Origin of the sequence: Pseudomonas sp. WMBT8 (assembly GCF_050916005.1) — a bacterium.
Taxonomy (GTDB): domain Bacteria; phylum Pseudomonadota; class Gammaproteobacteria; order Pseudomonadales; family Pseudomonadaceae; genus Aquipseudomonas.
Genome location: NZ_CP188096.1, coordinates 4,317,198 through 4,343,573, shown reverse-complemented (window position 1 = coordinate 4,343,573; position 26,376 = coordinate 4,317,198). Strand labels below are relative to the sequence as shown.

Genomic DNA, 26,376 nt, shown 5'->3' with positions numbered 1-26,376 from the left:
AGCGGGCTTGCTCGCGAATCTTGGCCACACCACAGTCCATCAGTCCGGCTCACACCCCTTCAACACCAACCGAATAATCGTCTGCGCCGCCGCTTCATAATCGGCCTCATCCAGCTTGGCCTTGCCGGTCACCGCCGAGATCTGCCAGTCAAAGTCCGCATAGGTCTGCGTCGCTGCCCAGATGCTGAACATCAGGTGATGAGGATCAATGGCGGCGATCAGGCCGCGATCGACCCAGCTCTGGATGCAATCGATATTGTGCTTGGCCTGGGCGTTGAGTTGCTGCACCTGCTCGGGGCTCAGGTGCGGGGCGCCGTGCATGATTTCGCTGGCGAACACTTTCGAGGCAAAGGGCAGGTCGCGGGAGATGCTGATTTTCGAGCGGATATAGCCGCTCAGCACCTGCTTGGGGTCGCCGTCCGGGTTGAAGGGAGTGGAGGCGGCCAGGATTGGCTCGATGATGCTTTCGAGCACCTCGCGGTAGAGGTTGTCCTTGGACTTGAAGTAGTAATAAACGTTGGGCTTGGGCAGCCCGGCCTTGGCGGCGATGTCGCTGGTTTTGGTCGCGGCGAAGCCCTTGTCGGCAAACTCCTCGCTGGCAGCCCGCAGGATCAGTTCTTTGTTGCGCTCGCGAATGGTGCTCATAGACCAGATGATTCCTTGCCAGGACAGGCGGTTGCGCATGGTAGCACCGGCGATCCGCGCGCCTCAAGAATCTGCCCGCGACGCTTTGTACCACGCTATGCTGCGAAATATCCCACATTTAGGACGTCCGATTCATGGCAGGAAGCAGCTTGTTGGTATTGATCGATGACATCGCCGCCGTCCTCGATGACGTGGCCTTGATGACCAAAATGGCCGCCAAGAAAACCGCCGGGGTGCTGGGGGATGACTTGGCGCTCAATGCGCAGCAGGTTTCTGGTGTACGCGCCGAGCGGGAAATCCCGGTGGTGTGGGCCGTTGCCAAGGGCTCGTTTATCAACAAGCTGATCCTGGTTCCCGCCGCGCTGTTGATCAGCGCCTTCGCGCCATGGGCGGTCACGCCACTGTTGATGCTCGGCGGTGCTTATCTGTGTTTCGAAGGCTTTGAAAAACTCGCCCATAAATTCCTGCACAGCAAGGCCGATGATCAGGCTGCACATGCCCAGTTGGTCGAAGCCGTGGCCGACCCCGCAACCGACCTGGTGGCGTTCGAGAAAGACAAGATCAAGGGCGCGATCCGCACCGACTTTATCCTCTCTGCCGAAATCATCGCCATCACCCTGGGCACCGTGGCTGATGCACCGTTGATGCAGCAAGTGATCGTGCTGTCGGGCATCGCTCTGGTCATGACCATCGGTGTGTACGGCCTGGTCGCCGGTATCGTCAAGCTCGACGACCTGGGCCTGTGGATGGCGCAAAAGCCCGGCCAACTGGTGCGCGATATCGGCAACGGGTTTGTACGAACCACACCGTACATGATGAAAAGCCTGTCGGTGATCGGCACGGCGGCGATGTTCATGGTCGGTGGCGGCATCCTGACCCACGGCGTGCCGGTGGTGCATCACTGGATTGAGAGTGTGAGTCAGAGCATCGGTGGCATCAGTTGGCTGATGCCGACCTTGCTCAATGCCATCGCGGGGATCATCGCCGGGGCGGTGGTGCTGGCGCTGGTATCGGTGGCGAGCAAGGCGTGGCGTGCCTTGAGGGGTTAGGTGCTATTGCAGCGCGCTGTAGCCTTTTTCGCTGAATGCCTTGAGCAGTTGCGCTTCCGAGCCTGCTAAAACACTGCCGAACTGGCCGAAACCCTGAACGTGCTGATCGCTCTGCTGGCTCGGGCCCTGACGCTCCAAGCCTTCGCGGCCATCAATGTAGGTTGCCACTTGCGCCAGGTTATAGGCGGCGTTGGCGCGTGAGTCGGGGTTTCGATTGGCTGCGCCCCAATCGCCGGTTTGCTGCTTGAGCTGATTGATGAAGTTGCTCGCGAAAGGACCGTCTTGCTTGAGGATGTCCTTGAGGATCGGCGTGTCCTTGAAGATTTGTCCTGCGCTGCGATCATCGCCGGCCGGTCGACCATAGGCGCCTCTGGGGGCGTCCAGAGAAGGTTTTGTTGAGGCTTGGGACTCTGTGGCGGGAGTAGCGGGGGTGCTGGGTGCCGTGATGGGGGGTTGGGAAACCGATATCGTCATGTTGAAGTTCCACTGGAAAGTTCGAGGTGGGTAGCGGGAAGTCAGCTTGTTTTGTGTCAGGCTGACCTGCGCGTGTGCCTGGGTTTTAAGTGGCAAACAGGTACGAAATGGTTCCTGGTGGTGGGGGGCGTCGCTCGGTAAGGTGCGGGGTGGATGGTATTTAAGGGGTTTCGTTCGGCGCTGTGGATGAGTTGAGTAACTCATAGCCATGCTTTAAGGTTACTTGAAGCAAATAGCTCTTATCTGCGGCGTCGTTTTGGGCCCACACCTTACCCCGATTAAAATCTGGAAGCTTTAGACTAATATCTGTAGTCGATTTGTTTAGGTTGCCAATGTAGTTGGCTATATAGGCCAGGTTGTACGCTGCATCTGCCCGTGCCTCAGGGTCTTTGTTATTTTTACTCCAGTCTCCGATATGTTTCTGAAGCTCTTTAAGGTTTTCGCCGGATTTAACCAGTGCGTTGACAATCCGATCTGCTGTAGCAAGTAATGGATTGTCCCTCAAGATATCCTCGGCGCTTCGATGATCGCCACGGGGTCGCCCCGTGGCGTGGGTTGGCCTTACATAAATCTGCTGCTCACCTTTGAACTCCAGGCTGGCGTAGCCATGTTCGATAAATTTTGTGAGCAGCGCGTGTTCGGAGTCCTTTCGGATGGATGGTTTACGAAATGGAGGGTAGATCGCTTCGTCTGGGTGTTGTTTCTTGAACGGTACAATCTGTTCGTTACCAGAATAACCACTGAGAAAACCATCGTTGTGTTGGCTTGCCAGTACGGCATGCGCGTCTTTGGAGTCAATGAAGTTGAACAGGCGCGCAGCATTGTAAGCCGCATCGGCGCGGGCTTGCGGGTCCTTGTTGGCGATTGTCCAGTCTCCGGTATGTTTGTAGATACCTTGCTTGTAGGCTTCGGGCAGGGGTCTGTGCTCTGGGCCACGTCGGTAAATACTTGGTCGCATTTCCAGGTGTTTAAGAGTGGGGTTGGCATTGATGATTTGCTCCGCCGTTCGGCGATCTCCTGCTGGTCGACCGGTTGCCGCGGTGGGGCGCGTCGCGCTGTCGAGATCTCCCAAGGCTGGCGGTAGAAGAGTCTCAGGAGTTGAACGCTCAGGACATGTTGCCTGGCTAGTGGTGGTGTTTATGTTGCAAACTTGGTTGGATAGTAATTGCTGAATAATACCGAGCCCGGTAAAAAATCTGATGTCCATAAGCGTATCCTTCTTACTGGGTTTTTAGTGCTGGAATTTAATGGTCGCAAGGCGACAGTTGTTAACTTTCTTGATTTAAGTGGTGGGCGATGTCGTGTGGTTCCACTTCTTTTATTTCAGATGTTAATCAGGTTTTGTTGTGATGATTAACTATAAAAGTAGTTTGAAGGGGGGCGATAGATAAGCGTTGGCTTAAAGGGTGAGACTCGTAGGAATAACGCGTTTAGATAAGTGGGCGGGATGCAAGGATGTTCCAACGACCCTGGGGGCAGGGCCGGGCTGCGAACAGCCGCGGCCTGCGATGGCTACAGGTTACTCGGCAATCTGCAACTTGCGCGACTCGGTATACACATACCGCACTTTTTCATACTCGAACGGCGAGTTCATCTGGCCGTAGCGAAAGCTCGTCTGGTAGCGCTTGTCCACCGCACGCAGGGCCCAGATTTCCGGGTGGTTGGAGCTGACTTCGGCGACGTTGAGGTAGTTGATCTGGGTTTCTGCGGTGTAGTCCACCAACAGGCCGCCGGTGTCGCGCAGGTTGGACGGGCCGAGGATCGGCAGGATCAGGTAGGCGCCGCCGGGAACGCCGTAGAAGCCTAGGGTCTGGCCGAAATCTTCGCTCTGGCGCGGCAGGCCCATGGCGGTGGCCGGGTCCCACAGGCCGGCGATGCCGAGGGTAGTGTTGACCAGCAGGCGGCCGGTGGTTTCCAGGGAGCGGTGGCCCTTGAGTTGCAGCAGGCTGTTCATCAGGTTGGGCACATCGCCCAGGTTGTTGAAGAAGTTGCTGACACCGGTGCGCAGGAAGCTTGGGGTGACGTAGCGATAACCGTCGACCACCGGCAGGAATACCCATTGGTCGAAGCGATAGTTGAAGTGGTACACCCGACGGTTCCACGACTCCAGCGGGTCGTAGACGTTGAGGGCGTTGAGGGTCGAGCGCTCGAACTCGCGCTGGTCCAGGCCAGGGTTGAACTTGAGTTTGCTCAAGGGCTCCTTGAAGCCATCCTGGTCGACCACGGTCGGTGCGTGAGCCTTGCTGTTGTCCGCGTGGGCAACGCCTGCGCAGAGTAAGGCCGCAAGAAGCAGGAGATGTTTAGCCACGGAAGAACTCCAGCATGGCGTCGGCGTTGACGCGGTAATTGAGGTTGCCGCAGTGGCCGCCCAGTGGGTAGACGGTCAAGCGATCGCCGAACGTCTTGCGCAGGAAGCCCAGGTCGCCGGGGCCGAGGATCACGTCGTCGGCGTTGTGCATCACAGCGATTTTCGGGCTGTCGCGCAGGTAATCCTCAAGGGCGTACAGGCTGACCTGGTCGATCAGTTGCAGCAGGCTGCCGCCGTCGGAGCGGGCGCGCCACATCGGGATCACTTGTTCGGTGAGGTAGCAGTCGAAATCACATTGCAGCGCACGCTTGAGGAACGGCGTGAGGCTGGTGCTTTCGGTAATCGGGTACTTGGGTGGGATGATCAGGCCGCGGCGGTTGATCAGGTCCGAGGTGAAGGCGATATCCGCCGCCGAGAAGCGGAACGAGGTGCCGATCAGCATCGCCATCTGCTCGTTGGTCAGGTGCTCCTTGGAACTCTGGAAGTCGTAGAGCAGGGCGTCGTTGAGGTCGATGTAGCCTTTTTGCTGGAAGTAGCGGGTCAGCTTGTTCAACACCAGTTCATAGAAGGTGGTGCTGTTGTTGATGCCCTTGACCTCGGTCTGCACCAGTTTGTCGAGGTTGGTGATGGAGGTGTAGAGGTTGACCGGCGGGTTGAGCAGCAACACTTTCTTGAAGTTGAAGCTGCGGCGGGTTTCGTCCAGCTTGCTGACGAACGCTGCGTCCAGCGCGCCCAGGCTGTAGCCGGTGAGGTAGAAGTCGGTGACGGGCAACGAGGCGTTTTGCGCGCGTACGGCCTGCATCACGCGGTACATGTCCTCGGCGTCTTCCTGGGTGATGCCGGGCGTGGCAAAGCGCGAGGCGGCGCTGATGAAGTCGAAGCTGGTGGGCGATGACAATTGGACGACATGGTAGCCGGCCTTGTAGTACAGCTTTTTCAGGTATTCGTTGAGGCTGCTGTCAAAGCGTGCACCGGTGCCGGCGATCAGGAAGATCAGCGGCGCGGCGCGGTCTTGCTTGGCAATGCGGTAGGTGAGCTTCTTCACCGGCCAGAAGTTGTCGGGCAGGCTGAATTCACGCTCCGGGCGCATGGTCAGGGTGTAGTCGGACTGGTTGATGTCATCGATGGATGGCAGATCCGGCCGCAGGTCCGGTGGTGTCGTGGCGATGGTCGCCTCGAACGGGTTGGTCAAAGGGTAGCCATAGCTGGCCGGATCTACATCGACCGCCAGTGCTGACGCACTCAAAAAAAGGCCACCCAACAGGGCAGCGCAGCGCAAGGAACGGAGCATGACTAAATCCCTAAGAGGAAAACGTGCTGAATGAAGTTCGCAGGCTATGACCACCGCGCTATCGCCGAAGTGCCAGCCATCGGCACTAAATATCGGAAATAAGCGTAGGAATCGAGCTAATAGTAGCCAGACGATACACTTTGGCACGCTTTGATGAATAGTTATCTGTGTGCAGCCCTTGCCAATGGCCCCGGGGAGATTAAGCTGGGCGCCGTTTTCGCCTATCGGAGTGCCCTTATGTCCCCTCGTTTGCCGCTGATTCTGCTGCTGTTGGCCTTGCCGTTATGGCTGGCTGCCAGTTATGGCGCCCGTTATGGGTTTATGGAAGATGGGCAGTGGGTGGGCATCTGCGCCGAGGACGCCAGCCGCTGGGAATGCCAGTTGCGGGCCAACCTGGGGCTGATGATCCACTTCAAGGTCATGGGCTGGGCGGCGCTGGTCACGTCGGTGCTCGCGTTTTTGCTGCCCGGCCGCGCGGGATGGGGCTTGGCGGTGCTGGGGCTGGCGTTCGGGATTCCGGCGCTGGCGTTGTACAACACCAATTTTGCGGTGTTTGCGCTGGTGATTGCCGGGTTGCGGTTGGTCAGGGCGGCTCGGGCTGCCTGACAGGGCCAATCGCAGGCTAGCCAGCTCCCACATTTGAATGTATTCACAGATCAAAATGTGGGAGCGGTGCGATAGCGATCTCAGGCGTTGCGAACCCGCAGGCAACGCCACAAGGCTGCAACCATCAACCCACTGACCAGCGCCCAACCCAGGGCCTGCTGGTTCATCAAGCCTTCGCGATACAGCTGCGGTGCAATGCCGGCACCGATGATGAAGGTCAGCAGGGCAATTTCCCGGCGTGGCCCGTTGACCGGGCGCAGCAGGTAAACCAGGGCTGGCAGTAGCAGGGCGGCGCTGGGGAAGCTGCGGTAACGCGGGTCGAATACCAGCGCCAGCATCATCACCGCCGTGGCGAACCCGGCAAATGCGATCAGCCAGCCGGCGCGTTGCTCCAGCCAGGCGAAAGCCCGGTCGCGCCAACCCTGGCGAGCGCTCAAGGCCAGGGCCCCATGGGCCAGCACCAACAGGTTAAGGGCCAGCAACAGCCCGGCCCAGATCCATTCATCAGTGAAACGCGCGGTCACCCGGGTCAGTTCGGCCCAACTGCCAATCGAACCCGCCGCGACCGCACCCAACAGCGGCAGCAACAGCGCGGCGCGGGTGCTGCGAACCCGTCCGCCGAGCGCCAGGGTGCCCAGCAGGACCAGCCCGCCAACGCCCAGCCATAGCGGCCAGTACGGCACGTTGGTGACTGGGCCTGCGAGGATGCCCTTGTCCTGGCGATCGGCGTCAAACAGGCCCCAGTAACCGCCAACCGCACCTTCGCTGGCGCGTTTCCACGGTTGGTCAAAGGCTTCGATCAGGTTGTAGTGCCAGCCATTGGCTTCGGCCATGGCGACAAAACCGCGAATGAACTTGGCTTCGTTGACTCTGCTCGGCACGGCGGTTTCCCGCTGGCGGCCTTCGCTGGGCCAGCCGGTTTCGCCAATCATCACGTCCTTGGGGGCGAAGCGGTTGCCGAAGGTCTGGCGGATATCACCGACATGGCGCAGGGCCTGGTCGATGCCGGCAGGGTCATCTTCCCAATACGGCAACAGGTGGATGGTCAGGAAATCCACCGCCGGGGCGATTTCCGGGTGTTGCAGCCAGAACTCCCAGACGTCGGCGTAGGTGACCGGCTGCTGGATCTGGCTTTTGACCTTTTCGATCAGCTTCACCAGTTGCGTGGCGGTGATTTCCTTGCGCAGCAGCGCTTCGTTGCCGACGATCACCGACGTGACCACGTCAGGGTTGGCGTTGGCCGAGGCGATCAGCAGGTCGACTTCCTTGGCATTGTCCACCGGGTTGCTGTTGATCCAAGCACCGATCATCAACTTCAGGCCGTGTTTGCGCGCCAGGTCCGGCAGGGCTTCGAGGCCGGTCATGGAGTAGGTGCGGATGCACTCAAAGCGCGTGGCCAGCAGTGCCAGGTCGGCGTCCATGCGCTCGGGGCGCAGTTTGAACGGCTGGTCGAACGGCGATTGGTCCTTGTCGAAGGGCGTGTAGGACGCGCATTGCAGCTTGTGGCTGGCGCTGGCCACATCCGGCAGTACCACTGGCTGGCCGAGGCCATACCAGTAGCCACCGAGTGCGAACAGGCCGAGCAGCAAGGCAAATATATAAGGCAGGAAGGGGAAACGGGCAGTCGCGGTCATGGTCAGGCCGTGTAGGAGCAAAGGCGCGCATCTTACCTGCATTTGCCGGTTTTCAGTGGGGCCGCATAATTTTGACATGCAAAGTTCGAGCGGGATTTTGACGCGAGTTCCTACAAATTGTCCTGCTGGCTTTGTGATGTCGTTTCTTGCTCCGCTGAGGTCGTAGTCAGAGCAGGTCCTCAGGGGCGGCAGGTTGATGATCCAAAGGCACCACCTGACAACAGGTTGACGTCGCTCGGCATCCGCCGGGCGCAGCACTTTCGGGGAAGCACTATGAAGATGCGACGACTCTTGGGCGCAGCTGCCACGTTGGTAGTTGCGATGGGTTCCACACTGGCCAGCGCCGACAGCAAGACCCTGAGCATCGGCTATGTGGACGGCTGGTCGGACAGTGTCGCCACCACCCACGTGGCGGCTGAAGTGATCAAGCAAAAGCTCGGCTATGACGTGAAACTGCAGGCAGTTGCCACCGGGATCATGTGGCAGGGCGTGGCCACCGGCAAGCTCGACGCCATGCTTTCGGCCTGGCTGCCGGTGACCCATGGTGAGTACTGGACCAAGAACAAGGACAAGGTGGTCGACTACGGCCCCAACTTCAAGGATGCGAAGATCGGCTTGATCGTGCCGGAGTACGTCAAGGCCAAGTCCATCGAGGACTTGAAGACCGACACCACCTTCAAAAACAAGATCGTGGGCATCGATGCCGGTTCAGGCGTGATGCTCAAGACTGACGAAGCCATCAAGCAATACGGCCTGGACTACAAGCTGCAAGCCAGTTCCGGGGCGGCAATGATCGCCGAATTGACCCGTGCCGAAGACAAGCAAGACTCCATCGCAGTGACCGGCTGGGTGCCGCACTGGATGTTCGCCAAGTGGAAACTGCGCTTTCTTGATGATCCCAAAGGCATCTATGGCGCCGCCGAGACGGTTAATAGCATCGGCAGCAAGGGCCTGGAAAAGAAAGCCCCGGAAGTCGCGGCGTTCCTGAAGAAATTCCAGTGGGCCTCCAAGGATGAAATCGGCGAAGTCATGCTGGCCATCCAGGAAGGTGCCAAGCCTGATGTGGCGGCCAAGGATTGGGTGGCCAAACACCCTGAGCGTGTGGCCGAGTGGACCGCTCCGTAACACCCCCAAAAACGGTGGGAACGCACTTTGTGTAGGAGCGGGCTTGCCCGCGATTACGGTGGGTCAGTTGATGGATACCTGACTGATTCACCGCCATCGCGGGCAAGCCCGCTGCCACATAAGCTCGCTCGCGCAATTGTTTCTGGCCCCTGCCAAACCCTCGCTACACTGGTTCTAAGACTAAGGTCGTCTGGAACCTGTCCTGCAGCCGCATACAGTGGATACGTTCCAATAATAAAAAAGCTGTGCTGCGAGGATAAAAACAATGAACGACAGCATTTACCTCTCGATTCAAAACAGCCCGCGCTTCAAGGAGCTGGTGAGAAAAAGGGAAAAGTTCGCCTGGATTCTCTCGGCGATCATGCTTGGGCTGTACTCCGGATTCATCCTGTTGATCGCCTATGGACCGCAAGTCCTGGGCGCCAAGATCAGTCCTGAATCGTCCATAACCTGGGGAATCCCTATCGGGGTCGGGCTGATTGTCTCGGCCTTCGTTCTCACAGGCATCTACGTGCGACGCGCCAATGGCGAATTCGACGACCTGAACAATGCGATTCTCAAGGAGGCTGCGCAATGATCCGTCGTCTATTGGCTGTATTCGGCGCTTCGCTTTTTGCTCCTGCCGTTTGGGCGGCGGACGCATTGACCGGTGAAGTGCACAAGCAACCGCTGAACATTGCAGCGATCCTGATGTTTGTCGCCTTTGTCGGCGCAACATTGTGCATTACCTACTGGGCGTCCAAACGTAACAACTCGGCGGCCGACTACTATGCCGCTGGTGGCAAGATCACCGGTTTCCAGAACGGCCTGGCGATCGCTGGCGACTACATGTCGGCGGCGTCCTTCCTGGGGATTTCCGCGCTGGTGTTCACCTCTGGCTACGATGGCCTGATCTACTCGATCGGCTTCCTGGTGGGCTGGCCGATCATTCTGTTCCTGATCGCCGAGCGCCTGCGTAACCTGGGCAAGTACACGTTTGCCGACGTGGCGTCCTACCGCCTCGGGCAAACCCAGATCCGCAGCCTGTCGGCTTGCGGTTCGCTGGTGGTGGTGGCGTTCTACCTGATCGCGCAGATGGTCGGCGCGGGCAAGCTGATCCAACTGCTGTTCGGCCTTGATTACCATGTGGCGGTGATCCTGGTGGGTATCTTGATGTGCCTTTATGTGTTGTTCGGCGGCATGCTGGCCACCACCTGGGTGCAGATCATCAAGGCAGTGCTGCTGCTGTCCGGTGCCTCGTTCATGGCGCTGATGGTGATGAAGCACGTCAACTTCGACTTCAACATGCTGTTCTCCGAGGCGATCAAGGTTCACCCTAAAGGTGAGGCGATCATGAGTCCTGGCGGCCTGGTGAAAGATCCGATCTCGGCGTTCTCCCTGGGCCTGGCCCTGATGTTCGGTACCGCTGGCCTGCCACATATCCTGATGCGCTTCTTCACCGTGAGTGACGCTAAAGAAGCCCGCAAGAGCGTGCTGTATGCCACAGGCTTCATCGGCTACTTCTATATCCTGACCTTTATCATCGGCTTCGGCGCGATTCTGCTGGTCAGCACCAACCCGGCGTTCAAGGATGCAGCAGGCGCTCTGTTGGGCGGTAACAACATGGCGGCGGTGCACCTGGCCAACGCGGTGGGCGGCAGTATCTTCCTGGGCTTCATCTCGGCCGTGGCGTTTGCCACCATCCTCGCGGTGGTTGCCGGTTTGACCCTGGCCGGTGCTTCGGCGGTGTCCCATGACCTGTATGCCAGCGTGATCAAGAAGGGCAAGGCCAACGAGAAGGATGAGATTCGCGTGTCGAAGATCACCACCATCGCCCTGGCAGTCCTGGCGATTGGCTTGGGTATCCTGTTCGAAAGCCAGAACATTGCGTTCATGGTCGGCCTGGCGTTCTCCATTGCTGCCAGCTGTAACTTCCCGGTGTTGCTGCTTTCCATGTACTGGAAGAACCTCACCACCCGTGGCGCGATGATTGGCGGCTGGCTGGGCCTGGTCAGCGCTGTTGGCTTGATGATCCTGGGTCCAACCATCTGGGTCTCGATCCTGCACCATGAAAAAGCGATCTTCCCGTACGAATACCCGGCGCTGTTCTCGATGATCATCGCGTTCGTGGGTATCTGGTTCTTCTCCATCACCGACAAGTCGGCGGCGGCGGTGAAAGAGCGTGCGCTGTACTTCCCGCAGTTTGTGCGTTCGCAGACTGGTCTGGGGGCGAGCGGGGCGGTTAACCACTAAGCTTGTAGCTCAATAAGAAATGCCCCGGTCGAAAGGCCGGGGTATTTTTTTGCCTGGGGTTCTGTGTTGCCTGGGCTATTGCTTTCGCGAGCAAGCCCGCTCCCACAGTTGACCGCGTTCATCCTTTGAAATGTGGTCAACTGTGGGAGCGGGCTTACTCGCGAAAGCGGCCTGTCAGGCAGCACAAACAAAAACGGCCTCCACTAAGGGAGGCCGTTCTCAATGCAGCTAAGCAGTTGAATGCTTACTTGCGGTCTTCCAGCTTGGTAATGTCACGCGACTCGTAGCCGGTGTACAGCTGGCGCGGGCGGCCAATCTTGTACGGGCTGGAGAGCATTTCTTTCCAGTGGGAGATCCAGCCCACGGTCCGCGCCAGGGCGAAGATCACGGTGAACATGCTGGTTGGAATGCCGATCGCCTTGAGGATGATCCCCGAGTAGAAGTCGACGTTCGGGTACAGCGAGCGCTCGATGAAGTACGGGTCGGTCAGCGCGATCTCTTCCAGGCGCATGGCCAGTTCGAGTTGCGGATCGTTGTTGATGCCCAGTTCCTTCAGCACTTCGTCGCAGGTCTGCTTCATGACGGTGGCGCGCGGGTCGCGGTTCTTGTAGACCCGGTGGCCGAAGCCCATCAGCTTGAACGGATCGTTCTTGTCCTTGGCCTTGGCGATGAACTTGTCGATGTTGGACACATCGCCGATTTCATCGAGCATGGTCAATACGGCTTCGTTCGCACCGCCGTGGGCAGGGCCCCACAGTGCGGCGATGCCGGCGGCGATACAGGCGAACGGATTGGCACCCGAGGAGCCTGCCAGACGCACGGTGGACGTCGAGGCGTTCTGTTCGTGGTCGGCATGGAGGATGAAGATCCGGTCCATGGCCTTGGCCAGCACCGGGCTGATCGGTTTGATCTCGCACGGGGTGTTGAACATCATGTGCAGGAAGTTTTCCGCATACGTCAGGTCGTTGCGCGGGTACATCATGGGCTGGCCCATGGAGTACTTGTAAACCATTGCGGCCAGGGTGGGCATCTTCGCAACCAGGCGGATCGCGGAGATTTCGCGATGCTGCGGGTTATTGATGTCCAGGGAGTCGTGATAGAAGGCCGACAGGGCGCCGACTACACCGCACATGACGGCCATCGGGTGGGCGTCGCGACGGAAGCCGTTGAAGAAGGTCTTCAACTGCTCGTGAACCATGGTGTGGTTCTTCACGGTGCTGACAAACTGGGCCTTTTGCTCGGCTGTTGGCAATTCGCCATTTAGCAGCAGGTAGCAGGTTTCCAGGTAGTCCGATTTCTCGGCCAGTTGTTCGATCGGGTAGCCGCGATGTAGCAAAATGCCATTATCGCCATCGATATAGGTAATCTTCGACTCGCAAGAAGCGGTCGACATGAAGCCTGGGTCGAAAGTGAAACGGCCCGTGGCCGTCAGGCCCCGTACGTCGATAACATCGGGACCAACGGTGCCGGTTAAAATGGGCAGCTCGACGGGGGCTGCGCCCTCGATGATCAACTGCGCTTTTTTGTCAGCCATGTGGCCTCCTATTTATGCTTCAAATCATCAGACAGACCCCCCACGCAGGGCCCGCACCACTATATTGATATAAATCCAGATGTCAATTTGCCTAAAGTCTTGCCCCAGAAGGCTTTAACCGTACTTTTTCCTCGAAATTGCCTGCCGTTTACGCCTTTTATCCCGTCAGCGCAATCAGCTATTAGGGTGAGGAGCGCGCGTTGTCATTAGTAGCCTAACTGTCTATACTCGGCCACCGACCGCCAAGGGCTTTTGGGCTTGCTTTCATTGGGGGTCGCACTCCCTGGGTGGTGCTTACCTGACCAGTGCACTCCCCAACAACTTTGCCCTGATTGTTAGGGGCTCTTCAGTGTGAAAAAAAGCCGTGAATAGCCAACGACCTGTAAACCTAGACCTAAGGACCATCAAACTCCCCATCACCGGCGTTACGTCGTTCCTGCACCGTGTTTCCGGCATCATCCTGTTCCTGGGCTTGGGCATCATGCTTTATGCATTGAGCAAATCCCTGGGTTCCGAGGAAGGATACGCCGAGGTGAAGGCATGCTTGACCAGCCCGCTGGCCAAGTTCGTAGCATGGGGCCTCCTGTCCGCTCTGCTGTATCACCTGGTAGCCGGTGTGCGCCACTTGATCATGGACATGGGCATCGGTGAGACGCTGGAAGGCGGCCGCCTGGGCTCGAAAATCATCATCGCCATTTCCGTGGTGCTGATCGTTCTGGCAGGAGTTTGGATATGGTAACCAGCGTTACGAACCTTTCGCGTTCGGGCCTCTATGACTGGATGGCACAACGAGTGTCTGCGGTCGTTCTCGCGGCTTATTTCATTTTCCTGATCGGGTACCTCGTTGCAAACCCTGGCATTGGCTACGCCCAATGGCACGGTCTGTTCTCCCACAACGGGATGCGTATCTTCAGTCTGCTCGCCCTTGTGGCCCTGGGCGCTCACGCCTGGGTCGGCATGTGGACCATCGCGACCGACTACCTGACGCCGATGGCGCTGGGCAAGTCCGCGACTGCAGTACGTTTCCTTTTCCAGGCAGTATGCGGCGTCGCGATGTTCGCTTACTTCGTCTGGGGTGTGCAGATTCTCTGGGGTATCTGATTCATGGCTAACATTCCAACGATTTCTTTTGACGCCATCATTATTGGTGGTGGCGGCGCCGGCATGCGCGCTGCACTGCAGCTGGCCCAGGGCGGTCACAAGACAGCCGTGATCACCAAGGTGTTCCCGACCCGTTCCCACACCGTATCGGCCCAGGGTGGCATCACCTGCGCCATCGCTTCTGCGGACCCGAACGATGACTGGCGCTGGCACATGTACGATACCGTCAAGGGCTCCGACTATATCGGTGACCAGGACGCTATCGAGTACATGTGTCAGGAAGGCCCGGCTGCGGTATTCGAGCTGGACCACATGGGTCTGCCGTTCTCCCGCACCGAACAGGGGCGTATCTACCAGCGTCCATTCGGCGGCCAGTCCAAGGATTACGGTAAAGGCGGCCAGGCTGCCCGTACTTGCGCGGCATCCGACCGTACCGGTCACGCACTGCTGCACACCCTTTATCAGGGCAACCTGAAAGCCGGCACCACGTTCCTGAACGAGTACTACGCAGTTGACCTGGTGAAGAACCAGGACGGCGCATTCGTCGGCGTGATCGCTATCTGCATCGAAACCGGTGAAACCACCTACATCCGCGCCAAGGCTACCGTTCTGGCGACTGGCGGTGCAGGTCGTATCTATGCTTCGACCACCAACGCCCTGATCAACACCGGCGACGGCGTTGGCATGGCCCTGCGTGCAGGCGTTCCGGTACAAGACATCGAAATGTGGCAGTTCCACCCAACCGGCATCGCCGGCGCCGGTGTACTGGTTACAGAAGGCTGCCGTGGTGAAGGCGGTTACCTGATCAACAAGCACGGCGAGCGTTTCATGGAGCGTTATGCTCCGAACGCCAAGGACCTTGCCGGTCGTGATGTGGTTGCCCGTTCGATGGTTAAAGAAATCATCGCCGGCAACGGTTGCGGCCCGAACGGCGACCACGTGATGCTCAAGCTTGATCACCTGGGCGAAGAAGTGCTGCACAGCCGCCTGCCAGGTATCTGCGAACTGTCCAAGACTTTCGCACACGTTGACCCGGTAGTTGCTCCAGTACCAGTAGTTCCAACTTGCCACTATATGATGGGCGGCGTGCCGACCAATATTCATGGCCAGGCGATCACCCAGAACGCCGAAGGCGTGGACGAGATCATCCATGGTCTGTTCGCTGTAGGCGAAGTGGCTTGCGTATCGGTTCACGGTGCCAACCGTCTGGGCGGCAACTCGCTGCTCGACCTGGTGGTATTCGGCCGCGCTGCCGGCCTGCACCTGGAAAAAGCCCTGACCGACGGCATCGAATACGATGACGCGACCGACGCCAATATCGAAGCTGCCCTGGCACGCCTGAACGCGCTGAACGAGCGCACTGATGGCGAAGACGTAGCAACCCTGCGTCGCGAGCTGCAAAGCTGCATGCAGAACTACTTCGGTGTATTCCGTACTGGCGAATACATGCAGAAGGGTATTGCCCAGCTGGCTGACCTGCGCAAGCGGATCGCCAACGTCAAGATCAACGATAAGAGCCAGGCGTTCAACACCGCTCGTATCGAAGCCCTTGAGCTGCAAAACCTGCTGGAAGTGGCTGAAGCGACTGCGATTGCCGCCGAGGTTCGTAAAGAATCCCGTGGTGCCCACGCTCGTGAAGACTTTGAAGATCGCGATGACGAAAACTGGTTGTGCCACACCTTGTACTTCCCGGGTGACAAGCGCGTAACCAAGCGTGCTGTGAACTTCTCGCCGAAGACGGTTCCGACGTTTGAACCGAAGATTCGGACTTACTAAGGGTGGCTGCCATGTTGAAAGTCAGTGTTTATCGCTACAACCCTGATCAGGACGCTGCGCCGTTCATGCAGGAATTTGAGGTCGATACCGGTGGTAAAGACCTGATGGTGCTGGATGTGCTGGCCCTGATCAAAGAGCAGGACGAAGGTTTCTCCTATCGTCGCTCTTGCCGTGAAGGTGTCTGCGGCTCCGACGGCATGAACATCAACGGCAAAAACGGCCTGGCTTGTGTCACGCCGCTGTCGGCCGTGGTCAAGAAGAACAAGCTTGTTGTACGTCCACTGCCAGGTTTGCCGGTTATCCGTGACCTGGTCGTCGATATGAGCATCTTCTACAAGCAATACGAGAAGGTGAAGCCATTCCTGCAGAACGACACGCCGGCTCCGGCCATCGAGCGTCTGCAGTCCCCGGAAGAGCGCGAGAAGCTCGACGGTCTGTACGAGTGCATCCTGTGCGCTTGCTGCTCGACCTCTTGCCCGTCCTTCTGGTGGAACCCGGACAAGTTCCTGGGTCCAGCTGCACTGCTGCAAGCCTATCGCTTCCTGGCAGACAGCCGTGACACCAAGACGTCCGAGCGTCTGGCTTCACTGGATGACCCGTTCAGCGTATTCCGCTGCCGCGGGATCATGAACTGCGTCAACGTATGTCCCAAAGGCCTGAACCCGACTAAGGCCATTGGTCACATCCGTAACATGCTGCTGCAAAGCGGTGTGTAAGACGTTGTAGTAAAAGCAGGACCGTTGTGCCCGTAAATGCTACGGCGCAGGCTTCAACCGGCGCCGTAGTTTTAACTTGAGCAGCGACTTACAAAGCCGCAGCTCTTATTTTGAAGAAATGAGACAAGCAGGGGCATTCGGGTTGGTACCCGAACTATCAGCGTGATCCTAAGTGGCTTGTTTTGGTCGCTGCACTTGGCCTTTTGCAAGCAAACTCGGTGTTTTCGCCGGTGGTGTCCCCAAATCGAGGGTGACCAAGCATGCAAGAAAGCGTGATGCAGCGCATGTGGAACAGCGGCTATCTTTCAGGTGGTAACGCTGCCTATGTGGAAGAGCTTTATGAGCTCTACCTGCACGACCCTAACGCTGTGCCAGAAGAATGGCGCACCAAATTTCAGACGTTGTCTTCAGACGGCAACGCTGCCACCGATGTATCGCATGCAACAATTCGCGATCAATTTGTGCTGCTGGCAAAGAACCAGCGCCGCGCCCAACCGGTTTCCGCCGGGAGCGTGAGCAGTGAGCACGAGAAGAAGCAAGTTGAAGTATTGCGACTGATCCAGGCCTACCGTATGCGTGGCCACCAGGCAGCCCAGCTTGATCCGCTGGGGCTGTGGCAGCGTCCTGCACCTGCAGACCTGTCGATCAATCACTACGGCTTGACCAATGCCGATCTTGATACGATTTTCCGTGCCGGCGACCTGTTCATCGGCAAAGAGGAAGCGAGCCTACGCGAAATTCACGAAGCGTTGCAGCAGACATATTGCCGCACCATCGGCGCTGAATTTACGCATATCACCGATTCCGAGCAGCGCCACTGGTTCCAGCATCGCCTGGAAGGCGTGCGTGGCCGTCCGGTGCTGTCTGCCGATGTGCGTGGCCACCTGCTTGAGCGCGTCACCGCTGCCGAAGGCCTTGAAAAATACCTGGGCACCAAATACCCGGGCACCAAGCGTTTCGGCCTGGAAGGCGGCGAGAGCCTGATTCCGATGCTTGACGAACTGATCCAGCGTTCCGGTTCCTACGGCACCAAGGAAATCGTGATCGGCATGGCTCACCGTGGTCGCCTGAACGTGTTGGTCAACACCTTCGGCAAGAACCCGCGCGAGCTGTTCGACGAGTTCGAAGGCAAGAAGAAGGTCGAGCTGGGTTCCGGTGACGTTAAATACCACCAGGGCTTCTCGTCCAACGTGATGACCACCGGTGGTGAAGTCCACCTGGCCATGGCGTTCAACCCATCCCACCTGGAAATCGTTTCTCCAGTGGTCGAGGGTTCGGTACGTGCTCGCCAGGATCGTCGCAACGACTCCACCGGTGAGAAGGTTCTGCCGATTTCCATCCACGGTGACGCGGCATTCGCCGGTCAAGGCGTGGTCCTGGAAACGTTCCAGATGTCGCAGACTCGCGGCTTCAAGACCGGCGGTACCATTCACATCGTCATCAACAACCAGGTGGGTTTCACCATTAGCAACCCGCTGGACGCACGCTCTACCGAGTACGCGACCGACGTTGCCAAGATGATCCAGGCGCCGATCCTCCATGTGAATGGGGATGATCCGGAAGCCGTATTGTTCGTGACCCAACTGGCCATTGACTACCGCATGCAGTTCAAGCGTGACGTGGTCATCGACCTGGTTTGCTACCGCCGTCGCGGTCACAACGAAGCGGATGAGCCTAGCGGCACCCAGCCGTTGATGTACCAGCAGATCTCCAAGCAGCGCACCACCCGTGAGCTGTACGCCGAAAGCCTGACCAAGGCCGGCGTGCTGGATGAAGCGCGTGTTCAGGCGAAAATCGATGAGTACCGCAACGCGCTGGACAACGGTCTGCATGTAGTAAAAAGCCTGGTCAAAGAGCCGAACAAAGAGCTGTTCGTGGACTGGCGTCCATACCTGGGCCACGCCTGGACTGCGCGCCACGACACTTCGTTCGATCTGAAAACCCTGCAGGAACTGTCCGCCAAGCTGCTGGAAATCCCGGAAGGCTTCGTGGTACAGCGCCAGGTTGCGAAGATCTACGAAGACCGCCAGAAGATGCAAGCCGGCGGCCTGCCGATCAACTGGGGTTACGCTGAAACCATGGCGTACGCGACCCTGGCGTTCGAAGGTCACCCGATCCGCATGACCGGCCAGGACATCGGCCGTGGTACGTTCTCGCACCGTCACGCGGTATTGCACAACCAGAAAGACGCGGGCACCTACATCCCGTTGCAGCACTTGTATGAAGGCCAGCCACGTTTCGACCTGTACGATTCGTTCCTGTCCGAAGAAGCCGTACTGGCGTTCGAATACGGTTACTCGACCACCACGCCTAACGCGCTGGTGATCTGGGAAGCCCAGTTCGGCGACTTCGCCAACGGTGCCCAGGTGGTTATCGACCAGTTCATCACCAGCGGCGAGCACAAGTGGGGCCGTCTGTGCGGTCTGACCATGTTGCTGCCACACGGTTATGAAGGTCAGGGTCCTGAGCACTCCTCGGCCCGTCTGGAGCGTTACCTGCAGTTGTGCGCCGAGCACAATATCCAGGTGTGCGTGCCGACTACCCCGGCCCAGATCTACCACTTGCTGCGTCGCCAGGTGATCCGCCCGCTGCGCAAGCCGCTGGTAGTGCTGACTCCGAAATCGCTGTTGCGTCACAAATTGGCCATCTCGACCCTGGAAGATCTGGCCGATGGTTCGTTCCAGACCGTTATTCCGGAAATCGACACCCTGGATGCAGCCAAGGTCACTCGCCTGATCCTGTGCAGCGGCAAGGTTTACTACGACTTGCTGGAAAAACGTCGTGCCGAAGGCCGCGAAGACATCGCCATCGTGCGTATCGAGCAGCTTTACCCGTTCCCGGAAGATGACCTGATGGAGGCCATTGCGCCTTACACCAACCTCACCCATGTGGTGTGGTGTCAGGAAGAACCGATGAACCAGGGCGCGTGGTACAGCAGCCAGCATCACCTGCGTCGCAGCATCGGCAACCACAACAAGGCCCTGGGCCTGGAGTATGCCGGTCGTGATGCTTCTGCTGCACCTGCGTGTGGTTATGCGTCGATGCACGCCGAGCAGCAGGAAAAACTGCTGCAAGATGCTTTCACTGTTTAACGCCTTCGCGCTGACTGAAACCGAATTTTAAGGACCCACAGATAATGGCTATCGAAATCAAAGCCCCGTCATTCCCGGAATCGGTTGCCGATGGCACCGTTGCCACCTGGCACAAGAAACCAGGCGAGGCCGTCAAGCGTGACGACCTGATCGTCGACATCGAGACTGACAAAGTCGTCCTGGAAGTGTTGGCCGAAGCCGACGGCGTCCTGGGCGCCATCGTTGCCGAAGAAGGTGCAACCGTCCTGTCCAACCAGGTACTGGGCTCGATCGAAGCGGGTAGCGCTGCCGCCGCCGCTCCAGCCGCCGCTGCTGCTGCTCCGGCTGCCGCACCTGCTGCTGCCGCTCCGGCTGCTGGTGGTGAAGATCCAATCGCTGCACCGGCTGCACGTCAGCTGGCTGAAGAAAACGGCATCAACCTGGCTTCCATCAAAGGCACTGGCAAAGACGGCCGTGTGACCAAGGAAGACGTGGTTGCTGCTGTTGAAGCCAAGAAAAACGCTCCGGCTGCCGCACCTGCCAAGGCTGCTGCCCCGGCTGCCGCAGCGCCTGTGTTCGCCGCTGGCGACCGCACCGAGAAGCGCGTACCGATGACTCGCGTACGTGCCACTGTGGCCAAGCGCCTGGTTGAAGCACAGTCGAACATGGCGATGCTGACCACTTTCAACGAAGTCGACATGACTGAAGTCATGGCCCTGCGTTCGAAGTACAAGGATCTGTTCGAGAAGTCCCACAACGGCGTGCGCCTGGGCTTCATGTCGTTCTTCGTGAAAGCGGCCACCGAAGCGCTGAAGCGTTTCCCGGCAGTCAACGCTTCCATCGACGGCAGCGACATCGTTTACCACGGTTATGCAGACGTCGGCGTTGCCGTCTCCAGCGACCGTGGCCTGGTGGTTCCGGTCCTGCGTAACGCCGAACTGATGAGCCTGGCTGAAATCGAAGGCGGCATCGCTGGCTTCGGCAAGAAAGCCCGTGACGGCAAGCTGACCATCGACGAGATGACCGGCGGTACCTTCACGATCACTAACGGTGGTACTTTCGGTTCGATGATGTCGACCCCGATCGTCAACCCGCCGCAAGCTGCGATCCTGGGCATGCACAACATCATCCAGCGTCCGATGGCCATCAACGGCCAGGTCGTGATCCGTCCGATGATGTACCTGGCGCTGTCCTACGATCACCGCCTGATCGATGGTAAGGAAGCCGTTACGTTCCTGGTGACCATCAAGAATCTGCTGGAAGACCCGGCTCGCCTGCTCCTGGATATCTGATAGAAGCAGCTTCAAGTTGCGGGCTACAAGCTGTAGGAAAAATCAGCTTGGCTTGCAGCTTGGAGCTAAAAGCTTGTCGCAAATAGAGGATCTATTTTCATGACACAGAAATTTGACGTTGTAGTGATCGGTGCGGGCCCTGGCGGCTACGTGGCCGCCATCAAGGCCGCACAACTGGGCTTCTCGACTGCGTGCATCGAAAAATACACTGACAAGGAAGGCAAACTGGCCCTGGGCGGTACCTGCCTGAACGTCGGTTGCATTCCTTCCAAGGCGCTGCTGGACAGCTCCTGGAAATTCCACGAAGCCCAGGACGGTTTTGCCATCCACGGCATCAACCACGCTGGCGTGACCATGGACGTGCCAGCAATGGTCGGCCGCAAGGCCAACATCGTCAAAGGCCTGACCTCTGGCGTTGCTACCCTGTTCAAGGCCAATGGCGTCACTTCCCTGCAAGGTCACGGCAAACTGCTGGCCGGCAAGAAAGTTGAAATCACCAAGCCAGACGGTTCGACCGAAATCATCGAAGCCGAGAACGTGATCCTGGCTCCAGGTTCGCGTCCAATCGACATTCCACCGGCTCCTGTTGATCAGAACGTGATCGTTGATTCGACCGGCGCCCTGGAATTCCAATCGGTACCGAAACGCCTGGGCGTGATTGGCGCTGGCGTAATCGGCCTGGAGCTGGGTTCGGTCTGGTCCCGCCTGGGTTCGCAAGTGACCGTGCTGGAAGCCCTGGACACGTTCCTGCTGGCTGCCGACACCGCGGTGTCCAAAGAAGCGCTGAAAACCCTGACCAAACAAGGTCTGGACATCAAGCTGGGCGCACGCGTGACCGGTTCGAAAGTCAACGGCGAAGAAGTTGTCGTGACCTACACCGACAAGGATGGCGAACAGACCATCACTTTCGACAAGCTGATCGTTGCCGTTGGTCGCCGTCCAGTGACCGCTGATCTGCTGGCCTCTGACAGCGGCGTGACCATCGACGAGCGTGGTTTTGTCCACGTCGACGATCACTGCGCTACCACCGTGCCTGGCGTCTATGCCATCGGTGACGTGGTTCGCGGCATGATGCTGGCACACAAGGCATCCGAAGAAGGCATCATGGTGGTTGAGCGCATCAAGGGTCACAAGACCCAGATGAACTACGACCTGATCCCTTCGGTTATCTACACCCACCCGGAAATTGCATGGGTCGGCAAGAACGAACAGCAGTTGAAAGCTGAAGGCGTTGAAGTTAACGTCGGCACCTTCCCGTTTGCCGCTTCTGGCCGTGCCATGGCAGCGAACGACACTGGCGGTTTTGTCAAAGTCATCGCTGATGCCAAGACTGACCGCGTACTGGGTGTCCACGTAATTGGCCCAGGCGCAGCAGAACTGGTTCAGCAGGGCGCTATCGGTATGGAATTCGGCACCAGCGCCGAAGACATCGGCATGATGGTTTTCTCCCATCCGACCCTGTCTGAAGCGCTGCACGAAGCCGCGTTGGCAGTGAATGGCCATGCCATCCACATTGCCAACAAGAAGAAGCGCTAAGCGAGATAATAAGAAACCACGGCGGTTGCCCGTCGTGAGCCTTGCGCGCAAGACTCACCGCGGAATACCCGCTGGACGCAGTCTTGCGCAGCTTTGCCGGCCTTAGGGCGGCGAAGTTGGGCAAGCAGCAGTCACAGGTGGCGCGGCACTCATAATGAGCGCAGCGCCGAATGCGCAGTACCTAACGAAGACGGTAAAAAGCATGAATCTTCACGAGTATCAGGGTAAGCAGCTGTTCGCTGAGTACGGCCTGCCAGTTTCCAAGGGCTACGCAGTAGACACCCCGGAAGCAGCAGCAGAAGCTTGCGACAAAATCGGCGGCACTGAATGGGTTGTCAAAGCCCAGGTCCACGCTGGTGGTCGCGGTAAAGCGGGCGGCGTTAAGCTGGTTCGCAGCAAAGAAGACGCCAAGGCCTTCGCACAGCAGTGGCTGGGCAAGCGTCTGGTGACTTACCAGACTGACGCCAATGGCCAGCCAGTCACCAAGATCCTGGTTGAATCGTGCACTGATATCGCTAAAGAGCTGTACCTGGGCGCTGTCGTTGACCGTTCGAGCCGTCGCATCGTGTTCATGGCTTCCACCGAAGGTGGCGTGGACATCGAGAAGATCGCTCACGAAACCCCAGAAAAAATTCTGAAAGCCACTATCGACCCACTGGTTGGCGCTCAGCCATTCCAGGGTCGCGAGCTGGCTTTCCAGCTGGGCCTGGAAGGCAAGCAAGTTGCCCAGTTCGCCAAGATCTTCGTAGGTCTGGCCAAACTGTTCCAGGATCACGATCTGGCCCTGCTGGAAGTGAACCCGCTGGTGATCAAGGCTGACGGCGATCTGCATTGCCTCGATGCCAAGATCAACATCGACGCCAACGCCATGTACCGTCAGCCTAAGCTGAAGACTTTCCACGATCCGTCGCAAGACGATCCGCGCGAAGCGCACGCTGCCAAGTTCGAACTGAACTACGTAGCCCTGGAAGGTAACATCGGTTGCATGGTCAACGGTGCTGGCCTGGCCATGGGTACCATGGACATCGTCAACCTGCATGGCGGCAAGCCAGCCAACTTCCTCGACGTAGGCGGCGGTGCCACCAAAGAACGCGTTACCGAAGCGTTCAAGATCATCCTGTCCGACTCCAACGTCGCTGCAGTACTGGTCAACATCTTCGGCGGCATCGTTCGTTGCGACATGATTGCCGAAGGCATCATCGGTGCAGTGAAAGAAGTCGGCGTGAAAATCCCGGTTGTTGTACGCCTTGAAGGTAACAACGCTGAACTGGGCGCTAAAGTACTGGCAGAAAGCGGTTTGAACATCATCGCTGCTACCAGCCTGACCGACGCTGCTCAACAAGTTGTCAAAGCTGCGGAGGGCAAATAATGAGCGTCCTGATCAATAAAGACACCAAAGTTATCTGCCAGGGTATTACCGGTTCGCAAGGTAGCTTCCACACCCAGCAAGCCCTCGAATACGGCACCAAGATGGTCGGTGGCGTCACTCCGGGCAAAGGCGGCACCGAGCACCTGGGCCTGCCAGTGTTCAACACCGTGAAAGAAGCTGTTGCTCAAACTGGCGCCACCGCCAGCGTGATCTACGTTCCAGCTCCTTTCTGCAAGGATTCCATCCTGGAAGCAGCATTCGGCGGCATCAAGCTGATCGTTTGCATCACCGAAGGCATTCCTACCCTGGACATGCTGGACGCTAAAGTTAAGTGCGACGAGCTGGGTGTTACCCTGATCGGCCCTAACTGCCCAGGCGTGATCACTCCAGGCGAATGCAAGATCGGCATCATGCCAGGTCACATTCACTTGCCAGGTAAAGTCGGTATCGTTTCCCGTTCCGGCACCCTGACCTACGAAGCTGTGAAGCAGACCACTGACGCCGGTTTCGGTCAGTCGACTTGCGTCGGCATCGGCGGTGACCCGATCCCAGGCTCGAACTTCATCGACATCCTGAAACTGTTCCAGGAAGACCCGAAGACCGAAGCGATCGTAATGATCGGTGAGATCGGCGGTTCGGCTGAAGAAGAAGCGGCTGCCTACATCAAGGCACACGTGACCAAGCCGGTTGTTTCCTACATCGCTGGTGTGACTGCCCCTGCGGGCAAGCGCATGGGCCATGCTGGCGCAATCATCTCCGGCGGCAAAGGCACTGCAGACGAGAAGTTTGCTGCCCTGGAAGACGCAGGCGTAAAAACCGTGCGTTCGCTGGCAGACATCGGCAAGGCTTTGTCCGAGCTGACTGGCTGGGCGATCAAGTAAGCCTCGCGCTTAACTGACGCTTCACCACACAAAGGCCACCTTCGGGTGGCCTTTGTGCATTCTGCAGGTTGCTGAAGATCAAAATGTGGGAGCGGGCTTGCTCGCGAATGCGGTGTATCAGTTGATACATTCGGTGCTGACCCACCGCATTCGCGAGCAAGCCCGCTCCCACATTTGTTTCTATTACCAAGTTAAGTATGAAAACGCGACATCAAAGTGTCGCTTATCGGACAGTCCGCCCTGCAACAGTGCGTTTGTCAGACAAATTCGGTACTCTTGCCGCCTCTTTATGCGCCCGCATCCCAAAAGGAAGCCGCGTGCTAGACCGGTCGGTCCCCATAAGGGCCGGCAGTATTTCCCTCATCCATAGGGAATCCCCCTCTAAATTCCGATTCAGTAGTGTGGTATTTCCTCAAATGAAAGTGTTGAAAGGCCAGGATATCCTGGCGTTGGGCTTTATGACTTTTGCGCTGTTCGTAGGCGCTGGTAACATCATCTTCCCGCCTATCGTCGGTTTGCAGTCCGGGCCCCATGTCTGGATGGCAGCGCTGGGCTTCCTGATCACTGCAGTCGGCCTGCCGGTGGTCACGGTCATCGCCCTGGCCAAGGTCGGCGGTGGCATGGACGCATTGAGCAGCCCTATCGGCAAGGTCGCCGGTGGCATCCTGGCTGCAGCGTGCTACCTGGCAGTCGGCCCACTGTTCGCCACGCCACGTACCGCAACAGTCTCCTTTGAAGTCGGCCTGGCGCCACTGACCGGCGAAAGTCCGCTGGCACTGTTCCTCTACAGCTCGGTGTACTTCCTGCTGGTGTTCTTCATCTCCCTGTATCCAGGGCGCCTGTTGGATACCGTCGGCCGTTTTCTCGCGCCACTGAAGATCATTGCGCTGGCGGTCCTGGGCATTGCGGCCTTTGCCCTGCCTGCGGGTGATATTGGCGTTGCTACGCCAGAGTACGTCGCCGCACCGTTCTCCCAGGGCTTTATCAATGGTTACCTGACCATGGATACCCTGGGCGCACTGGTGTTTGGCATCGTGATCGTCAACGCCATCCGCTCCCGTGGCGTTGAATCGCCACAGCTGATCACCCGTTACGCGATCATTGCCGGACTGATTGCCGGCCTCGGCCTGGCATTGGTGTACATCAGCCTGTTCCGCCTCGGTTCGGGCAGCCATGAAGTGGCCGCCGGTGCAGCCAACGGCGCAGCGGTACTGCACGCCTACGTACAACATACCTTCGGCTCTCTGGGCAGCGGCTTCCTCGCGGTGCTGATTTCCCTGGCGTGCCTGGTAACAGCCGTGGGCCTGACTTGTGCCTGCGCCGAGTACTTCAGCCGGGTGTTGCCACTGTCCTACAAGACGCTGGTGGTGATCCTCGCCGCATTCTCGCTGCTGGTGTCCAACCTGGGGCTGACCAAGCTGATCGCGTTCTCGATCCCGGTCCTGACCGCGATCTACCCGCCGTGCATCGTTCTGGTCGCCCTGAGTTTCTGCAAGGATTTCTGGCATGAGCATGGCCGTATCCTTGGCCCGGTGATGCTAGTTTCGTTCATCTTCGGCACCATTGACGCACTCAAGGGCGCAGGCCTGGCTGGCTGGATGCCCACTCAAATGGCGAACCTGCCATTGAGCGAACAAGGCCTGGCCTGGCTGGTGCCTTGTGTGATCACCCTGGTGGCTGCATTCGGGGTCGACCGCATGCTCGGCAAGCGCAGCGAAGCCATCGCTTAAAGCGTT

The 26,376-nt window shown here is 58.4% G+C and carries 22 protein-coding genes; 15 read left to right on the top strand and 7 right to left on the bottom strand.

All coding sequences use genetic code 11. The annotated features are described in order from the left end of the window. Positions 1 to 39: 39 nt before the first annotated feature. The gene (locus tag ACO77H_RS19560; protein WP_029292641.1) at positions 40 to 645 is read right to left on the bottom strand and encodes a TetR/AcrR family transcriptional regulator; all 606 of its coding nucleotides are present in this window, start codon (positions 643 to 645) and stop codon (positions 40 to 42) included. 134 nt (positions 646 to 779) lie between these two features. Here ACO77H_RS19560 and ACO77H_RS19555 point away from each other — a divergent pair, with 134 nt between their 5' ends. Continuing rightward, positions 780 to 1,694, top strand: coding sequence for a DUF808 domain-containing protein (locus ACO77H_RS19555; RefSeq protein WP_169956457.1), 915 nt, complete (start codon positions 780 to 782; stop codon positions 1,692 to 1,694). Positions 1,695 to 1,697: 3 nt separating this feature from the next. Here the strand turns inward: ACO77H_RS19555 and ACO77H_RS19550 are convergent, their stop codons facing one another. From ACO77H_RS19550 to ACO77H_RS19535, 4 genes are all read right to left on the bottom strand, one after another. Continuing rightward, complete coding sequence (locus ACO77H_RS19550) at positions 1,698 to 2,168, bottom strand: hypothetical protein (protein ID WP_432754459.1); 471 nt, start codon at positions 2,166 to 2,168, stop codon at positions 1,698 to 1,700. Between the two features lie 160 nt (positions 2,169 to 2,328). Beyond that, entirely contained in the window at positions 2,329 to 3,375 is a 1,047-nt protein-coding gene (locus ACO77H_RS19545; RefSeq protein ID WP_432754458.1) for a hypothetical protein, read from the bottom strand. 312 nt (positions 3,376 to 3,687) lie between these two features. Next, positions 3,688 to 4,476 (bottom strand): MlaA family lipoprotein, encoded by a 789-nt coding sequence (locus ACO77H_RS19540; RefSeq protein WP_169956463.1) that lies wholly within the window; start codon positions 4,474 to 4,476, stop codon positions 3,688 to 3,690. Continuing rightward, entirely contained in the window at positions 4,469 to 5,767 is a 1,299-nt protein-coding gene (locus tag ACO77H_RS19535; protein WP_170042640.1) for a serine/threonine protein kinase, read from the bottom strand. Before ACO77H_RS19535 ends, ACO77H_RS19540 begins: the two co-directional genes overlap by 8 nt. Positions 5,768 to 6,004: 237 nt before the next feature. On the opposite strand from ACO77H_RS19535, the gene ACO77H_RS19530 reads away from it, so the two are divergent. Continuing rightward, positions 6,005 to 6,373 carry a hypothetical protein gene (locus ACO77H_RS19530; RefSeq protein ID WP_432754457.1) on the top strand — a complete coding sequence of 123 codons (369 nt, stop codon included), beginning with the start codon at positions 6,005 to 6,007 and terminating at the stop codon, positions 6,371 to 6,373. Positions 6,374 to 6,453: 80 nt separating this feature from the next. Here ACO77H_RS19530 and ACO77H_RS19525 read toward each other — a convergent pair whose 3' ends face one another. Next, positions 6,454 to 8,007: a glycosyl hydrolase family 17 protein gene (locus tag ACO77H_RS19525; RefSeq protein WP_432754456.1), complete on the bottom strand. Its 1,554-nt coding sequence runs from the start codon at positions 8,005 to 8,007 to the stop codon at positions 6,454 to 6,456. 273 nt (positions 8,008 to 8,280) lie between these two features. On the opposite strand from ACO77H_RS19525, the gene ACO77H_RS19520 reads away from it, so the two are divergent. From ACO77H_RS19520 to ACO77H_RS19510, 3 genes are all read left to right on the top strand, one after another. Further along, entirely contained in the window at positions 8,281 to 9,132 is an 852-nt protein-coding gene (locus ACO77H_RS19520; RefSeq protein WP_169956470.1) for a glycine betaine ABC transporter substrate-binding protein, read from the top strand. A 265-nt stretch (positions 9,133 to 9,397) separates the two neighbouring features. Further along, entirely contained in the window at positions 9,398 to 9,709 is a 312-nt protein-coding gene (locus ACO77H_RS19515; RefSeq protein WP_029292656.1) for a DUF485 domain-containing protein, read from the top strand. Then, positions 9,706 to 11,364, top strand: coding sequence for a cation acetate symporter (locus ACO77H_RS19510; RefSeq protein ID WP_133714242.1), 1,659 nt, complete (start codon positions 9,706 to 9,708; stop codon positions 11,362 to 11,364). The genes ACO77H_RS19515 and ACO77H_RS19510 overlap by 4 nt, the downstream gene beginning before the upstream one ends. A 244-nt stretch (positions 11,365 to 11,608) precedes the next feature. On the opposite strand, the gene gltA is transcribed toward ACO77H_RS19510, so the two are convergent. Then, positions 11,609 to 12,898: a citrate synthase gene (gene gltA / locus ACO77H_RS19505; protein ID WP_003222994.1), complete on the bottom strand. Its 1,290-nt coding sequence runs from the start codon at positions 12,896 to 12,898 to the stop codon at positions 11,609 to 11,611. Between the two features lie 364 nt (positions 12,899 to 13,262). On the opposite strand from gltA, the gene sdhC reads away from it, so the two are divergent. The 10 genes from sdhC to brnQ all read left to right on the top strand — a co-directional run bounded on the left by sdhC (position 13,263) and on the right by brnQ (position 26,370). Beyond that, positions 13,263 to 13,637 carry a succinate dehydrogenase, cytochrome b556 subunit gene (sdhC, locus tag ACO77H_RS19500; RefSeq protein WP_003172804.1) on the top strand — a complete coding sequence of 125 codons (375 nt, stop codon included), beginning with the start codon at positions 13,263 to 13,265 and terminating at the stop codon, positions 13,635 to 13,637. Next, complete coding sequence (gene sdhD / locus ACO77H_RS19495) at positions 13,631 to 13,999, top strand: succinate dehydrogenase, hydrophobic membrane anchor protein (RefSeq protein ID WP_029292670.1); 369 nt, start codon at positions 13,631 to 13,633, stop codon at positions 13,997 to 13,999. Before sdhC ends, sdhD begins: the two co-directional genes overlap by 7 nt. A 3-nt stretch (positions 14,000 to 14,002) precedes the next feature. Further along, entirely contained in the window at positions 14,003 to 15,775 is a 1,773-nt protein-coding gene (gene sdhA, locus ACO77H_RS19490; protein ID WP_076963916.1) for a succinate dehydrogenase flavoprotein subunit, read from the top strand. Positions 15,776 to 15,786: 11 nt separating this feature from the next. Then, complete coding sequence (locus ACO77H_RS19485) at positions 15,787 to 16,491, top strand: succinate dehydrogenase iron-sulfur subunit (RefSeq protein ID WP_169956472.1); 705 nt, start codon at positions 15,787 to 15,789, stop codon at positions 16,489 to 16,491. 260 nt (positions 16,492 to 16,751) lie between these two features. Beyond that, a complete protein-coding gene (locus ACO77H_RS19480; protein ID WP_169956474.1) occupies positions 16,752 to 19,583 on the top strand; it encodes a 2-oxoglutarate dehydrogenase E1 component in 2,832 nt (943 codons plus the stop codon). Between the two features lie 44 nt (positions 19,584 to 19,627). Beyond that, entirely contained in the window at positions 19,628 to 20,854 is a 1,227-nt protein-coding gene (odhB, locus tag ACO77H_RS19475; protein WP_170056980.1) for a 2-oxoglutarate dehydrogenase complex dihydrolipoyllysine-residue succinyltransferase, read from the top strand. Positions 20,855 to 20,953: 99 nt separating this feature from the next. Further along, positions 20,954 to 22,390 (top strand): dihydrolipoyl dehydrogenase, encoded by a 1,437-nt coding sequence (gene lpdA / locus ACO77H_RS19470; RefSeq protein WP_169956478.1) that lies wholly within the window; start codon positions 20,954 to 20,956, stop codon positions 22,388 to 22,390. 202 nt (positions 22,391 to 22,592) lie between these two features. Then, positions 22,593 to 23,759 (top strand): ADP-forming succinate--CoA ligase subunit beta, encoded by a 1,167-nt coding sequence (gene sucC / locus ACO77H_RS19465; RefSeq protein ID WP_003233235.1) that lies wholly within the window; start codon positions 22,593 to 22,595, stop codon positions 23,757 to 23,759. Beyond that, positions 23,759 to 24,640, top strand: a complete 882-nt coding sequence (gene sucD, locus ACO77H_RS19460) for a succinate--CoA ligase subunit alpha (protein WP_057438865.1) — start codon at positions 23,759 to 23,761, stop codon at positions 24,638 to 24,640. The genes sucC and sucD overlap by 1 nt, the downstream gene beginning before the upstream one ends. 416 nt (positions 24,641 to 25,056) lie before the next feature. Beyond that, positions 25,057 to 26,370 carry a branched-chain amino acid transport system II carrier protein gene (gene brnQ / locus ACO77H_RS19455; RefSeq protein WP_169956480.1) on the top strand — a complete coding sequence of 438 codons (1,314 nt, stop codon included), beginning with the start codon at positions 25,057 to 25,059 and terminating at the stop codon, positions 26,368 to 26,370. The last annotated feature ends 6 nt before the right edge of the window (positions 26,371 to 26,376 follow it).